Origin of the sequence: Aeromonas sp. S2(2024) (assembly GCF_041402505.1) — a bacterium.
In the GTDB taxonomy this organism is placed as follows: domain Bacteria; phylum Pseudomonadota; class Gammaproteobacteria; order Enterobacterales; family Aeromonadaceae; genus Aeromonas; species Aeromonas media.
Genome location: NZ_JBGLRL010000009.1, coordinates 146,995 through 160,137 on the forward strand (window position 1 = coordinate 146,995; position 13,143 = coordinate 160,137).

Annotated in this window: 15 protein-coding genes; all 15 read left to right on the forward strand. The window is 62.8% G+C overall.

Annotated features, from left to right (window positions below; translation table 11 throughout):
- Positions 1-54 precede the first annotated feature (54 nt).
- Positions 55-684: an outer membrane beta-barrel protein gene (locus ACB039_RS11735; RefSeq protein ID WP_371165733.1), complete on the forward strand. Its 630-nt coding sequence runs from the start codon at positions 55-57 to the stop codon at positions 682-684.
- A 182-nt stretch (positions 685-866) separates the two neighbouring features.
- Entirely contained in the window at positions 867-1,811 is a 945-nt protein-coding gene (locus ACB039_RS11740; RefSeq protein ID WP_371165734.1) for a YbgA family protein, read from the forward strand.
- Positions 1,812-2,009: 198 nt separating this feature from the next.
- Positions 2,010-2,897, forward strand: a complete 888-nt coding sequence (locus tag ACB039_RS11745) for a MerR family transcriptional regulator (RefSeq protein ID WP_182310430.1) — start codon at positions 2,010-2,012, stop codon at positions 2,895-2,897.
- The gene (gene phrB, locus ACB039_RS11750; protein ID WP_270823319.1) at positions 2,894-4,318 is read left to right on the forward strand and encodes a deoxyribodipyrimidine photo-lyase; all 1,425 of its coding nucleotides are present in this window, start codon (positions 2,894-2,896) and stop codon (positions 4,316-4,318) included. The genes ACB039_RS11745 and phrB overlap by 4 nt, the downstream gene beginning before the upstream one ends.
- A 1-nt stretch (position 4,319) precedes the next feature.
- On the forward strand, positions 4,320-4,748 hold the full coding sequence (locus ACB039_RS11755) for a nuclear transport factor 2 family protein (RefSeq protein WP_042650340.1): 429 nt from the start codon (positions 4,320-4,322) through the stop codon (positions 4,746-4,748).
- Complete coding sequence (locus ACB039_RS11760; RefSeq protein WP_043130858.1) at positions 4,745-5,479, forward strand: SDR family NAD(P)-dependent oxidoreductase; 735 nt, start codon at positions 4,745-4,747, stop codon at positions 5,477-5,479. Before ACB039_RS11755 ends, ACB039_RS11760 begins: the two co-directional genes overlap by 4 nt.
- The gene (locus tag ACB039_RS11765; protein WP_161507483.1) at positions 5,476-6,735 is read left to right on the forward strand and encodes an NAD(P)/FAD-dependent oxidoreductase; all 1,260 of its coding nucleotides are present in this window, start codon (positions 5,476-5,478) and stop codon (positions 6,733-6,735) included. The genes ACB039_RS11760 and ACB039_RS11765 overlap by 4 nt, the downstream gene beginning before the upstream one ends.
- On the forward strand, positions 6,732-7,478 hold the full coding sequence (locus tag ACB039_RS11770) for a DUF1365 domain-containing protein (protein ID WP_161507482.1): 747 nt from the start codon (positions 6,732-6,734) through the stop codon (positions 7,476-7,478). The genes ACB039_RS11765 and ACB039_RS11770 overlap by 4 nt, the downstream gene beginning before the upstream one ends.
- A gap of 109 nt (positions 7,479-7,587) precedes the next feature.
- Positions 7,588-8,844: a cyclopropane-fatty-acyl-phospholipid synthase family protein gene (locus ACB039_RS11775; RefSeq protein ID WP_042650336.1), complete on the forward strand. Its 1,257-nt coding sequence runs from the start codon at positions 7,588-7,590 to the stop codon at positions 8,842-8,844.
- Between the two features lie 2 nt (positions 8,845-8,846).
- Complete coding sequence (locus ACB039_RS11780) at positions 8,847-9,326, forward strand: DUF2878 domain-containing protein (protein WP_161507480.1); 480 nt, start codon at positions 8,847-8,849, stop codon at positions 9,324-9,326.
- On the forward strand, positions 9,323-9,541 hold the full coding sequence (locus ACB039_RS11785) for a TIGR02450 family Trp-rich protein (protein WP_005332522.1): 219 nt from the start codon (positions 9,323-9,325) through the stop codon (positions 9,539-9,541). The genes ACB039_RS11780 and ACB039_RS11785 overlap by 4 nt, the downstream gene beginning before the upstream one ends.
- Positions 9,498-10,040: a chalcone isomerase family protein gene (locus tag ACB039_RS11790; protein ID WP_161507479.1), complete on the forward strand. Its 543-nt coding sequence runs from the start codon at positions 9,498-9,500 to the stop codon at positions 10,038-10,040. The genes ACB039_RS11785 and ACB039_RS11790 overlap by 44 nt, the downstream gene beginning before the upstream one ends.
- Positions 10,041-10,054: 14 nt before the next feature.
- The gene (locus ACB039_RS11795; RefSeq protein ID WP_042650333.1) at positions 10,055-10,597 is read left to right on the forward strand and encodes a DUF3833 domain-containing protein; all 543 of its coding nucleotides are present in this window, start codon (positions 10,055-10,057) and stop codon (positions 10,595-10,597) included.
- A gap of 130 nt (positions 10,598-10,727) precedes the next feature.
- Entirely contained in the window at positions 10,728-11,195 is a 468-nt protein-coding gene (locus ACB039_RS11800) for a Dps family protein (protein ID WP_041206289.1), read from the forward strand.
- A 236-nt stretch (positions 11,196-11,431) separates the two neighbouring features.
- Entirely contained in the window at positions 11,432-13,081 is a 1,650-nt protein-coding gene (gene hcp, locus ACB039_RS11805) for a hydroxylamine reductase (RefSeq protein WP_041206287.1), read from the forward strand.
- The last annotated feature ends 62 nt before the right edge of the window (positions 13,082-13,143 follow it).

The window sequence follows — 13,143 nt, forward strand, 5'->3', positions numbered from 1 at the left end:
CAATGGCTCCATTCCCGTTAGGTTCCGCCTAACGCAACAATCGGAGTCAACAAAATGCAAAAGCTCGCACTGTCTGTTCTGGTTCTGGCCGGTCTCTCTTCCACTTCCGTGCTGGCGCAAGATGCGTTCAGCTATGCCAAGGGATCCGCCACCTGGGCACACACCAAGTCCGACTACGTCGGTGGCAAGGACAGCAACAACCGCGATTTCGGTGGTCTGAGCCTGGATCTCTCCAAGAGCTTCGGCTCCAACTTCTACGGCCGTTTCGGTTCTGAATACAGCTCCCGCAACAGCGGCAATGACAGCATGGCCATCTCCAGTCTGGGGATGGGGGTGTTCACTCCCCTCAGCACCGGCCTGAACCTGTACGGTGAAGCGGGTCTGATGGGCTACAGCATGGAGCGTGAGCTCGCCTCCAACGTGAACGACAGCGGCTGGGACAACATCACCCGCAAGCAGAGCGGCAGCCTGTACGGTGAAGTGGGCCTGCGCTACGACATCGGCGCCGTCGAGCTCTCTACCGGCTACCGTTACGCCAACATGACCGACGACATGCACGACTTCAAGGCGGGTGCCGCCTACAAGGTGAGCCAGAACCTGGCCCTCACCGCCGACTACACCTATCGCAACTGGGATCTGCAGAAAGGATCCATCAGCAGCCTGGGTGTGAAATACAGCTTCTGATTTCCCTGTCTGTCGCAACGTCCATTTTGCCCATGACCCCGGTCATGGGCTTTTTCATTTTCCGGTGATCCTGTTTTTGCTCTTGTGTCGTATCGGTCGGTAATAGTTATACAACTTTCATTTTTTTGTATAACTGCTATAACTGCTATAACTGAGTCAATGCTTATACAAGGGGTGGAATCATGTACAAGATCAAGGTCGGTATCAGTGCCTGTCTGCTGGGCCAGGAAGTGCGGTTCGACGGGGGCCACAAGCGTTCCAGCTTCTGCGAGCGGGATCTTGGCGCCCACTTCGACTATCACCCCGTCTGCCCCGAGATGGCCATCGGCCTCGGTGCCCCCCGTGCCGCCATCCGGCTGGTCAAGCGCCACGGAGAGGTGCGCGCCGAGGCGAGCAACGGCAGCTTCGACGTCACCGACAAGCTTATCGCCTTCAGCGAGCAGAAGGCGAGTCAGCTCGACTTCCTCTCCGGCTACATCCTCTGCGCCAAGTCTCCCAGTTGCGGCATGGAGCGGGTACGCATCTATGGTGCCAACAACGAGGGGAGTGCCAAGGAGGGGATTGGTCTCTTTGCCAAAGCCTTGATGGAGGCCAACCCCCTGCTGCCGGTGGAGGAAGACGGCCGCCTGTGCGATCCCATACTGCGGGAGAACTTCGTGCTGCGGGTCTTCGCCTATCACGACTGGCAGCAGCTCTGTGCTCGCGGGATCACCGCCGCCGCTCTCATCCGGTTCCATTCGCGTTACAAGTATCTGGTGCTCTCCCACGCCACTACCCACTACCGCACCCTCGGCAAGCTGCTCGGCAACCTCGGCAAGGCCAACCTGCAGGAGGTGGCGGACAGCTACATCAAGGGCCTGATGGCTGCCCTGACCCTGCGTGCCAATCGTCGCAGCCACACCAATGTGCTGATGCACCTGCAGGGTTATTTCAAGCGGGTGCTGACCCCGGCCCAGAAGCAGGAGCTCTGCGATACCATCGACAAGTACCGCACCGGCGTCTTCCCGCTGCTGGTACCACTCACCCTGATCCGCCACTACCTGCGGGAATACCCCAATGCCTATTTGTCCGAGCAGGTCTATCTCAATCCTCATCCCGATACGCTCAAGTTGCGTTACGGGCTTTGAGAATAGCGAGATCAGCTTTATCCAGAGCCGCACCCCGATATGCTCAAGTTGCGTTACGGGCTTTGAGAATGGCGAGATCAGCTTTATCCAGAGCCGCATCCCGATACGCTCAAGCTGCGCTACGGGCTCTGAATTCGTTTGTGCCCCGACGCAGCCTCTGGGCTCGGGGCGCCCATACCCTGTTGAATGGAAGTCACCATGTCAGATGTACCACAAGATGATGCCGCCAAGCCGGACGAGGGGATCTACCCCATCCGCGAGGTCTCCCGACTCACCGGGGTCAACGCCGTCACCCTGCGCGCCTGGCAGCGCCGCTACGGGCTGGTGCAGCCCGCCCGTACCGAGAAGGGGCATCGCCTCTACAGCGAGCAGGATATCCGCCAGATAGGCGAGATCCTGAGCTGGCTGGAACGGGGGGTGAGCATAGGGCAGGTGAAGGGGCTGTTGAGCGAACCTCAGTCCCAGCCGGTGAGCGATCACTGGCAGCAGACCCTGGAGCAGTTCAGTCAGGCCCTGCTCGCCTTCAACCAGCGCAAGGCGGAGGCCGAGCTCAATGATCTGCTGGCGAGCTACCCGTTCGAGCTGGTGCGCAGTCGGGTGCTGCAACCGTTGGTGGAGCAGCTGCTCGGCCTGTGGCGCGAGCGGCCGGATGGCGAGCTGCTGCAACAAGTGTGGCTGGGCTGGCTCCACACCCGTTTCGCCCGCCACCTCATCGAGCAGGAGAAGGGGCTGCCGGTCACCCTGGTGAGCTGGGGTCAGGTGGGCCCTCTCGATCTGGTCTGGGCCGCGTATGAGCTCATCGGTCAGGGTTATGAGGTACAGCTGCTGGGGGCGGTGGAGCCGCGCCATGCCGCCCTGCTGGAGGGGCGGGCCGCCACCCCCTGGCTGGTGCTGCTGGGGGCCGGCCTTGGCAAGCCGGCGCTGGCCGCCGACTGGCCTGCCGGTACCCGGCTCTTTGGCGAGCTGGGACGACTCTATGACGCTGACTGGCTGGCCGCTCACGGCTGGCGGGCGACCCTGGCCGAGGTGATGGCGGACAAGCCTGCCGCGCGCGGCGCCCGTGGGCGCGGGAGCAAGAAATCATGAGGCTGGTCTGGTTTCGCAATGACTTGCGCCTTTCCGACAACCCGGCGCTGCGTCATGGCTGCGCCAGCGATGAGCCGGTCGCTGCGCTGTTCATCATCTCCCCCACCCAGTGGCGACAGCACAAGATGGCACCCATCCGTCAGCGCTTCATCCTGACCCAGGTCGATGTGCTGGGCCGCGAGCTGGCGGCCCTCGGCATCCCGCTTCATCTGCTGCGGGTCGAGACCTTTGCCGAGGTGCCTGCGGCGCTGGCTGACCTCTGCCGCGAGCTCGGCGTCACGCACCTCTACGCCAACCAGGCCATCGAACTTGACGAGCAGCGCCGGGACCATGGCGTCACCGCCGCGCTGGCAGAGCAGGAGGTGAGCTGCCACTGGCTCAACGGCTGTTGCGTGCTGCCCCCTGGGCGGGTACTGACCGGCGGTCGGGAGATGTTCAAGGTCTTCACCCCCTTCAGCCGCGCCTGGCTCAAGGCGCTGGATGAGGATGGTTTCGTCATTCACAGAGCCCCGGCGCCACGGGGTGAGCCATTGCCGTGGCAGCCGCTGGCCGAGCGGGCTTTTGTCGATGAGGGGTTCGGGGAGCTGACCCCGGATCCCCGCTGGCCGGTGGGGGAGGTCGAGGCCCTGCGGCGGTTGCACGCCTTCCTGGAGCAGGCGGTGCTGGACTATGGCGAGACCCGGGATTTTCCGGCGTTGGCGGGTACCTCCATCCTCTCCCCCTATCTGGCGGCGGGCATCGTCAGCCCCCGTCAGTGCGTGGCGGCCTTGCAGCAGCGACTCGGCGGCCGGCCCCAGTCCAAGGCGCAGCCCGGTTTCGTCTGGCTTAACGAGCTCATCTGGCGCGAGTTCTATCGCCACCTGCTGGTACTGATCCCGACCCTCTCGATGAATCGCCCTTTCAAGCCAGAGACGGTGGCCCTGCCCTGGAGCTGGGACCCGGATGCCTTTGCCGCCTGGTGCGAGGGGCGTACCGGCTACCCCATCGTCGACGCCGCCATGCGCTGCCTCAACGCCACCGGCTGGATGCACAACCGGCTGCGAATGATAGTGGCGAGCTTCCTGACCAAGGATCTGCACATCCACTGGCGGCTCGGGGAGGATTACTTCATGAGCCAGCTCATCGACGGGGATCTGGCGGCCAACAACGGTGGCTGGCAATGGGCCGCGGGAACGGGCGCCGATGCGGCCCCCTACTTTCGGGTGTTCAACCCCACTACCCAGGGACAACGATTTGATCCACAAGGGGAGTTTATCCGTACCTGGGTAACTGAGCTTGCCGATGTGCCTGCCGCCTATGTGCACCAGCCCCACGACTGGCTGCGGCTCAAGGGACGGCAGGATTACCCGGCGCCCATGGTGGATCATGCCGTTGCACGGGTGAGGGCCATCGAGATGTTCCGTGACCTGGAGAAGACATGACATGAACGACGCGCTGGCCCATTTCATCGTGCTTTATCTGCAACTGGACAAGCATCAGTTGCACCGTCTGCCTGAGATCTATGCCGATCAGGTGGTGTTTATCGATCCGGCCCACCGCATCGAGGGGCTGGCCGCGCTCACCCGCTATTTTTCCTCTCTCTATGAGCGGCTCAAGGAGTGCAGGTTCGAGATCACCAGCCAGCAGTTGCAGGGCAATGAGGCCTGGCTCGGCTGGGTCATGACCTTCGTACATCCCCGGATTGCCGGTGGGCGGCCGGTGCGGGTGGAGGGGGCCACCCGGTTGCAGTTTGATGCCTGGGGCAAGGTCTGCCTGCACCGGGATTACTTCGATCTCGGCGCCATGCTCTACGAACAGTTGCCGCTGCTGGGCCCCGTGGTGCGCGCCATCAAGGGGAGGCTGGGCACATGAGCGGGCGGGTACTGATCACCGGGGCCACCTCCGGCATAGGTCGCCAGCTGGCGCTCGATTACCGGCGCTCTGGCTGGCAGGTGTGGGGTTGTGGCCGCGATGGTGAACGGCTGCAGGCATTGGCCGATGAAGGGATCATTCCCCTGCAGTTCGATGGACGGGACAGCGCCGCCATGGCCGTGATTGCCGCCGATCTGCCCGCGCTGGATCTGCTGATCCTCAACGCCGGCAACTGCGAATACATGGATCTGGTCGAGGGATTTGACGGTGCCCTCTTTGCCCGGGTCATCGAGACCAACCTCATCGCCACCGGCCACGCCCTGGCCGCCTTCCTGCCGCGGCTGGTGTCCGGGTCGCGGCTCGCCATCGTCGGCTCCTCGGTGAGCTGGTTACCGCTGCCAAGGGCCGAGGCCTATGGCGCCTCCAAGGCGGCCCTCGACTATCTGGCCGCCACCCTGCGCCTCGATCTCGCGACCCGGGGCATAGGGGTGACCCTGATCCGTCCGGGTTTCGTGCAGACGCCGCTCACCGCGAAGAATGATTTTCCCATGCCTTGTCTGGTGACGGTGGAGGAGGCGTCCCGCGCCATCATGAGCGGGCTGGCCGCCGGTCGCCATCAGATCCACTTCCCCCGTCGCTTCATCTGGTTGCTGCGTCTGCTTGGCGCACTGCCGACGGGGCTTTGGTTGCGCCTCGGTCGCACCCTCATCTCGAAAGGATCCCCTTCATGAAGAAAAAGATCGCCATCATAGGTTCCGGGATCTCGGGACTCAGCGCCGGTTTTCTGCTCCACAAGCTGCACGACATCACCTTGTTCGAGGCGGCCCCCGTGCTCGGCGGACATACCGCCACAGTGGATGTCAGCCTGGCCGGTCGCAGCTATGCCATCGACACCGGCTTTATCGTGTTCAACGATCGCACCTACCCGAATTTCCTGAAATTGCTGGAGCGGATCGGGGTGGCGCGCCAGCCCACCGAGATGAGCTTCTCGGTCAAGAGCCCCCAGGGGTTGGAGTACAACGGCCACAACCTGGACACCCTGTTTGCCCAACGCAGCAACCTGCTGAGCCCGCGCTTCTACCGTTTCGTGGCCGAGATCCTGCGTTTCAACCGGGAGGCCCGCGCCTGGCTGGCGGACCGCGGGCGCCGCGGGGATGGCCGCGAACCTACCTTGGGGGATTTTCTGCTGCTGGGGGAGTTCAGCGATTACTTCGCCCGCCACTACATCCTGCCCATGGGGGCGGCTATCTGGTCTTCCACCCTGGCTGACATGCGCGCCTTTCCGCTGGGTTTCTTCCTGCGTTTCTTTGCCAACCACGGCCTGCTCGATGTGGCCAACCGCCCTCAGTGGTACGTCATTCCGGGCGGCTCGCGGGAATACCTGGGTCCCCTCACGTCGGGCTGGATGTCGCGGATCCGGCTGGCCTGTCCGGTACTGGCGATCCGGCGCTCGGCCGAGGGGGTGCTTGTCCAGAGCGGCTATGGGGAGGAGCGCTTTGACGAGGTGATCCTCGCCTGTCACAGCGATCAGGCGCTGGCCCTGTTGGCGGATGCAAGCGAGCGGGAGCAGGCCATTCTCGGCGCCATGGCCTATCAGGCCAACGATGTCTGGTTGCACACCGATGTGAACTGCCTGCCGGCCCGGCCAAAAGCCTGGGCCAGCTGGAACTATCAGCTCGGGGATGACGACGAGGCGCGCCCCCTGGTGAGCTACAACATGAACATCCTGCAGGGGATTAGCTCGCCGCAACCCTTCTGCGTCAGCCTCAACCCCCAGGGCCGGGTGGACGAAAGCAAGGTGCTGCGCCGCTTCGTCTACCACCATCCTGTCTTCAATCAGGCCTCCATCGCCGCTCAGCAGCGGCGAGCCGAGATCTGCGGCCGGCAGCACACCCATTTCTGCGGCGCTTACTGGTACAACGGCTTTCACGAGGACGGGGTGCGCAGCGCCCTGGATGTGGCCAGTCGCTTCGGAGCCAACCTATGAAGGCCGCCGGCGACACCATCAGCGCCATCTGGCAGGGTTCGGTGCGCCACCGCCGCTTTGCGCCGCGCAACCACGCCTTCTCCTACGACCTCTTCATGCTGGGGCTGGATCTGGACGAGCTGCCGAGCCTCAGCCAGGGGCGCTGGTTCGGAGTGGAGCGGGCCGGGTTGCTCTCCTTTCATCGCAATGACTATCTCAAAGGCAGCGAAGGGAGCCTCAAGCTGGCGGTGTGGGACAAGGTGACTGCCCTTGGCGGCGACGCCGAGCCGGGCGGTCGGGTGCTGCTGCTCGGCAATGTGCGCTGCCTGGGGTTCTACTTCAGCCCGGTCAACTTCTACTTCTGCTACCGGGAGGAGGAGGCGCGTTACCTGCTGGCGGAGGTGTCGAACACCCCCTGGAACGAGCGTCACTACTACCTGCTGGATCTGGCGGCCCTGGCACCCCACGACAAGGACTTTCACGTCTCCCCCTTCATGGGGCTGGCCATGCGTTACCACTGGCGCATTCGCCCGCCCGAAGAGGAGACGCTGATCCATATCGAGAGTCATCCCAGGTCAGGCGAGGCCAAGCTGTTCGATGCCACCCTGGCGCTGCGTCGCGAACCGCTGTCGCGCCAGGGGCTGGTGGCCCTGCTTGCCCGCTGGCCCTGGATGACCCTCAAGGTGCTGCTCGGTATCTACTGGCAGGCCTTGCGTCTTTTTATCAAACGCACCCCCATCTTCAGCCACCCGGAGAGCCGCTGATGAAGCCGACATTCTCGCGTATTTCAGCTTCCAGTCGTTGTCCGCAACCCATGATGCGGGTTTGTATCAAACGAACCTCTTTTATCTTCATCCATCCGGAGAGCCGCTAATGGAACTTGCTCAATCAACCCTCTCTGCCTCTTTCATCGACAAGGGGGCCAGGCAACTGCTGCTCACTCTGCTGGGACGTCTCGAACAGGGTCAACTGCTGCTGCGTGACGGCAGCGAGCGTCACAGCTTCGGGGTGGCGGGCACCGATCTCCATGCCGAGGTGATAGTGCAGGATCCTGCCTTCTATCGTCGTCTGCTGCTGGGAGGCAGCATAGCCGCCGGTGAGACCTGGGTGGAAGGACTCTGGACCAGCCCGGATCCGGTGGCCCTGGTGCGGCTGCTGGCCCGCAACCTGACGCTGCTCGACACCCTGGAGCGGCGGCTCGGCTGGCTCAGCTTCCCCTTCAACAAGGTGCGTCACTGGCTCAATCGAAATACCCTGACCGGGTCGAGATCCAATATCGCCGCCCACTATGATCTCGGCAATACCCTCTATCAGGGCTTTCTCGACAGCCACATGCAGTACTCGAGCGCCATCTACCCGAGCGCCGAGGCCAGCCTGGAGCAGGGGCAGCAGGCCAAGCTGCGCACCATCTGCGAGCGGCTCGAGCTGGGACCGGAGGATCACCTGCTGGAAATAGGCACCGGCTGGGGCGGCCTGGCCGTCTATGCCGCCCGTCACTACGGCTGCCGGGTGACCACCACCACCATCTCCCAGGCCCAGCACGACTATGCGAAGGCGTGGATTGCGCGGGAGGGGCTGGAGGATCGTATCACCCTGCTGCTGGAGGATTACCGCAAGCTGGAGGGGAGCTTCGACAAGCTGGTTTCCATCGAGATGATAGAGGCCGTGGGGCACGCCTTCCTGCCGGACTACTTCCGCCAGCTGTCACGCCTGCTCAGACCCGGTGGTCGTCTGCTCATTCAGGCCATCACCATCGCCGATCAGCGCCATGCCCAGTATGTGCGCGGGGTCGATTTCATCCAGCGCTACATCTTCCCCGGCGGCTGTCTGCCGAGCGTCTCCCAGATGGCGGGACTGCTCGCCCGGGAGACCGATATGCAACTGGTGCGGCTGCACGATCACGGCCACCACTATGCCCGCACCCTGGCCCACTGGTGCGAACGCTTCCTGGCGCTGGCCCCCGAGCTGCCAAGGCTCGGCTACAGCCAGGACTTCATCCGGCTGTGGCACTTCTATTTTGCCTATTGCGAGGGGGGCTTCTGGGAGCGGGCCATCAGCCTGGTGCAGCTGGAGGCGGCCAAGCCGGGCCCCCTCGGCTGGTCCGGTGATCTACCAGTCAGCGGTCACTGACCATGTGGCAGTGGGCCCACCTGCTGGGGTTCAACCTCTACTGGTTGCTGGCGGTGAAATGGCAGCAACCGGGCCCGCTGCTGCTGATGCTGTTGCTTCATTTCCTCTTCTCTCCTCGTCGCTGGCAAGACTGGCGGCTCATTCCCGTTGCCCTGGCAGGTTGTTTGCTCGACGGTCTGCTCTGGCGGCTCGGCCTGTTCCAGTTTCCGGTCGGTTTCCCGCTCTGGCTGTTGCTGCTCTGGTGCGGTTTTGCCCTGACCCTCTCCCACGGTCTGCGCTGGCTTCGGCCCTTGCCCCGCTGGCAGCAGGCGCTGTTTGGCATGGTGGGGGGCGCGAGCTCCTATGTGGCGGGGGCTGCCATGGGGGCCGTACACTTACCCTGGGGCATCTGGATCAGCACGGTGCTGCTGGCGGTGATCTGGATGGGGTGGTTACCCGTACTGCTGTGGGTAACGGTGACGCTGGAGGGTGAATCGAGATGAACACCTTTTCGACCGACGCCTTGTTGTTTTCCAAGTGGACCAGGGATGGCCAGTGCGAGCTGGCAGAGCGTTTCTATCTGGTGGTTGCATGCCAACGCGATGCCCAGGGTCAACTGGCGAGCGTGGTGATGCAGGATATCAATACCCTGCAGGAACAGGAGATGGACTGGCATGAACTGGAAGACCCCGCCCATTGGCACATGGGGTGGAATTAGCACCTTGCTGGCGGCGCTGACGCTGCTGTTTGCCAGTGCGGTACAGGCCTCTTCTGCCCCCTGGCAACAACTGCGCCCGGTCGGGCAGGGGGAGATGAGCTGGCTCTGGTTCAAGCTCTATGACGCCACCCTCTACAGCGCGAGCGGTCGCTACGAGCCCGGTCGCTACCCGCAGGCCCTGACCCTGACCTATGCCAGAGCCATAGACAGGGAAGATCTGCTGAGCGCCACCGCCGCCGAGTGGCAGCGCCTTGGGCTCGGCAGCGAGGGAGATCGCCAGCGCTGGCTCGGCCGGCTAGCCGCCCTCTGGCCCGACGTGGGGGCTGGGGACAGACTCACCTTCTATGTGGACAGTGCGGGAGTCGGCCACTTCTGGTGGCAGGACAAGCCCCTGGGTTCCCTTGCCGATCCGCAGTTTTCCGCCGCCTTTCTGGCCATCTGGCTCGCCGACAACAGTCGCGATCCCGCCCTTACCCGCCGCCTGCGCGGCCAACCCTGATACTGGAGTTCCTCATGACCTTCCATCGCACATGGCGTCTTCTGCTGCTGTGGCCACTGCTGTTGCTGACTGGTTGTGGCGCCAGCCTCGATGACTATAGAGGGCAGGGCCCGAACTGGGATCTCGCCCGTTTCTTCAATGGCAAGCTGGTGGCCCATGGCCTGGTGACGGACCGTAGCGGCGAAGTGACCAGTCGCTTTCGGGTCGAGATGCAGGGGCGCTGGCGAGAGGGCAAGGGGGAGTTGTTCGAGCAGTTCTATTTCGATGACGGCCGCCAGCAGACCCGCACCTGGTTTTTGAGCAAGGGAGCGGATGGCCACTGGCGCGGCACCGCCTCGGACGTGGTGGGGGAGGCGGTAGGCAAGACGGCAGGCTTTGCCCTGAACTGGCGCTATCAACTCGATCTGGCCCTGCCGGACGGGGAGGTGGTGCGGGTGAGCTTCGATGACTGGATGTATCTGCTGGATGAAGATCGCCTGATCAATCGCGCCGCGATCAGCAAGTTCGGCATTCACCTCGGCGAGGTGATCCTCTATATCGAGCGGCTTGAGCGATGAGAGCGGGTGTTTTTCTTGCTGACGATAGCCATTCGCTATCAATGGACAAGGCAGAAGCAATTGTCCTTTGAGTCTGTGCGGGGATATGCTGACTCCGTTCCCGATAATGTTTACCACCTGGAGGTGAATGATGAAGAGCCCCATTGGTCTTGATACCGTTCAATCACAAGCCCTGGCCGCCGAGTTGAACAAGTTGCTGGCCAGCTACCAGATCCTCTACATGAACGTCCGTGGCTTCCACTGGAACATCCGCGGCAACCAGTTCTTCGAGCTTCACCTGAAATTCGAGGAGATCTACAACGATCTGCTGCTGAAGGTTGATGCCCTAGCCGAGCGCATCCTCACCCTGGATGGGGTGCCCCTGCACAGCTTCAGCGACTACATCAAGGTCTCCGCCATCCCCGAGCAGAAGGGGCTGCACGACGGTCGCGCCTGTGTCGAGTCCCTGCTGGAGAGTTTCCGCGAGCTGCTAGTGGCTCAGCGCCGCATTCTGGGCCAGGCCGCCGACGCCGGTGACGAGGGTACCGCTTCCATCCTCTCCGACTATGTGCAGCAGCAGGAAAAACTGGTCTGGATGCTGCGCGCCTACCTGGCCTGATAGAGTGCAGGGCCGGATACCCCTGACCAGGCGCCGGTCCGACCGTTCCGTTGTTGCAAACCTGAGTTGTCTTTGATGTTATCCACCCGCTTGCCGCCCTGTTTGGGCGGCTTTTTTGTTTTTGATCTGCATCAATGAAACCTTAATTGGTAAATTGAATGCCTATTAAGTTTTGAGTCGGGGGAATAGAATCGCCACAAAACAAGCAACTGAAATGTCCAATTAGGAGAGGCATGATGTTTTGTGTGCAATGTGAACAGACAATTCGTACCCCCGCAGGCAATGGCTGCGCGTATGCACAAGGTATGTGCGGCAAGACGGCCGAGACCTCGGATCTGCAGGATGTGCTGATTTATACGCTGCAAGGCCTCAGTGCCTGGGCGCTGGCGGCCCGTGAGCACGACATCGTCGATGACGAGATCGATGCCTTCGTACCCAAGGCCTTCTTCGCCACCCTCACCAACGTCAACTTTGACTCCGCGCGCATCGTCGACTATGTCAACCAGGCGCTGGCCTATCGGCAGCAACTGGCCGACCGTCTGGCCGCGCTGGCGGTGCAGCTTGCCGAGCTGCCTGCCGCCGCACGCTTCGAGCCGGGTGTCGAGCTGCTGGAACAGCTGGCCCATGCGCCCCAGACCGCGGTCAACCGCGGCAAGAGCGAAGTCAATGAAGACATCATGGGGCTGCGCCTGCTCTGCCTCTACGGGCTCAAGGGGGCAGCCGCCTACATGGAGCACGCCCGGGTACTGGACCAGCAAGACAGCGCCGTGGCCGCCGAATTCCACCGCATCATGAGCTGGCTCGGCACGGATCCGAGCGATCTGGATCCCCTGTTCAAGTGCGCCATGGACATCGGCCTGCTCAACTTCAAGATCATGGAGATGCTGGATCTCGGTGAAACCACGGCCTTCGGCCACCCGGAACCGACTCAGGTGCGCGTCACCCCGGTGCCGGGCAAGTGCATCCTGGTCTCCGGCCACGACATGGTGGATCTCAAGCTGATCCTGGAACAGACCGCAGGCACCGGCATCAACGTCTACACCCACGGTGAGATGCTGCCGGCCCTGGCTTATCCATTCTTCAAGCAGTATCCGCACCTGGTGGGCAACTACGGTTCCGCGTGGCAGAACCAGCAGAAGGAGTTTGCGAACTTCCCGGGCGCCGTGGTGATGACCTCCAACTGCATCATCGACCCGAACGTGGGCAACTACTCGGATCGCATCTTCACTCGCTCCATCGTCGGCTGGCCGGGGGTGACCCATCTGGAAGGAGAGGACTTCTCTGCCGTTATCGCCAAGGCCCAGGCGCTGGAAGGCTTCAAGCACGTTGAGCTCGAGCATTTCATCACCATCGGCTTTGCTCGCAACGCCCTGATGCAGGCCGCCCCTGCGGTGATCGACAAGGTCAAGGCTGGCGAGATCAGCCACTTCTTCCTGGTGGGGGGCTGTGACGGCGACCGTGCCGAGCGCGCCTACTACACCGAGTTCGCCAAGGCGATCCCGCAGGACAGCCTGCTGCTCACCCTGGGCTGCGGCAAATACAAGTTCAACAAGCTCGACTTTGGCGATATCGGCGGCATCCCGCGTCTGCTGGACGTGGGCCAGTGCAACGACGCCTACTCCGCCATTCAACTGGCATTGGCGCTTTCCGAGGCGTTCGAGTGCGGTGTCAACGATCTGCCGCTGACCCTGGTGCTCTCCTGGTTCGAGCAAAAAGCCATCGTCATCCTGCTCACCCTGCTGGCACTCGGCGTGAAGGACATTCGCACCGGCCCGACCGCTCCGGCCTTCCTCACCCCGGCCCTGCTCAAGGTGCTGGAGGAGCAGTTCGGTCTCAAGGGAACCACGACCGCAGAGGCGGATCTCGCCGAGATCCTGGCGGCCTGATCCGGGTTCAGCCCAAGATGTTGTAAGCCTTTGGCGAGCCCCCCGGCTCGCCTTTTTTTCAC

Excerpts from the sequence above, each read along its gene's own strand:
- ACB039_RS11795 (WP_042650333.1), top strand. The coding sequence starts at position 10,055 with ATGACCTTCCATCGCACATGGCGTCTTCTGCTGCTGTGGCCACTGCTG.
- ACB039_RS11790 (WP_161507479.1), top strand. The coding sequence starts at position 9,498 with ATGAACTGGAAGACCCCGCCCATTGGCACATGGGGTGGAATTAGCACC.
- ACB039_RS11780 (WP_161507480.1), top strand. The coding sequence starts at position 8,847 with ATGTGGCAGTGGGCCCACCTGCTGGGGTTCAACCTCTACTGGTTGCTG.
- ACB039_RS11735 (WP_371165733.1), top strand. The coding sequence starts at position 55 with ATGCAAAAGCTCGCACTGTCTGTTCTGGTTCTGGCCGGTCTCTCTTCC.
- ACB039_RS11765 (WP_161507483.1), top strand. The coding sequence starts at position 5,476 with ATGAAGAAAAAGATCGCCATCATAGGTTCCGGGATCTCGGGACTCAGC.
- ACB039_RS11745 (WP_182310430.1), top strand. The coding sequence starts at position 2,010 with ATGTCAGATGTACCACAAGATGATGCCGCCAAGCCGGACGAGGGGATC.
- ACB039_RS11800 (WP_041206289.1), top strand. The coding sequence starts at position 10,728 with ATGAAGAGCCCCATTGGTCTTGATACCGTTCAATCACAAGCCCTGGCC.
- hcp (WP_041206287.1), top strand. The coding sequence starts at position 11,432 with ATGTTTTGTGTGCAATGTGAACAGACAATTCGTACCCCCGCAGGCAAT.
- ACB039_RS11775 (WP_042650336.1), top strand. The coding sequence starts at position 7,588 with ATGGAACTTGCTCAATCAACCCTCTCTGCCTCTTTCATCGACAAGGGG.
- phrB (WP_270823319.1), top strand. The coding sequence starts at position 2,894 with ATGAGGCTGGTCTGGTTTCGCAATGACTTGCGCCTTTCCGACAACCCG.
- ACB039_RS11740 (WP_371165734.1), top strand. The coding sequence starts at position 867 with ATGTACAAGATCAAGGTCGGTATCAGTGCCTGTCTGCTGGGCCAGGAA.
- ACB039_RS11785 (WP_005332522.1), top strand. The coding sequence starts at position 9,323 with ATGAACACCTTTTCGACCGACGCCTTGTTGTTTTCCAAGTGGACCAGG.
- ACB039_RS11770 (WP_161507482.1), top strand. The coding sequence starts at position 6,732 with ATGAAGGCCGCCGGCGACACCATCAGCGCCATCTGGCAGGGTTCGGTG.
- ACB039_RS11755 (WP_042650340.1), top strand. The coding sequence starts at position 4,320 with ATGAACGACGCGCTGGCCCATTTCATCGTGCTTTATCTGCAACTGGAC.
- ACB039_RS11760 (WP_043130858.1), top strand. The coding sequence starts at position 4,745 with ATGAGCGGGCGGGTACTGATCACCGGGGCCACCTCCGGCATAGGTCGC.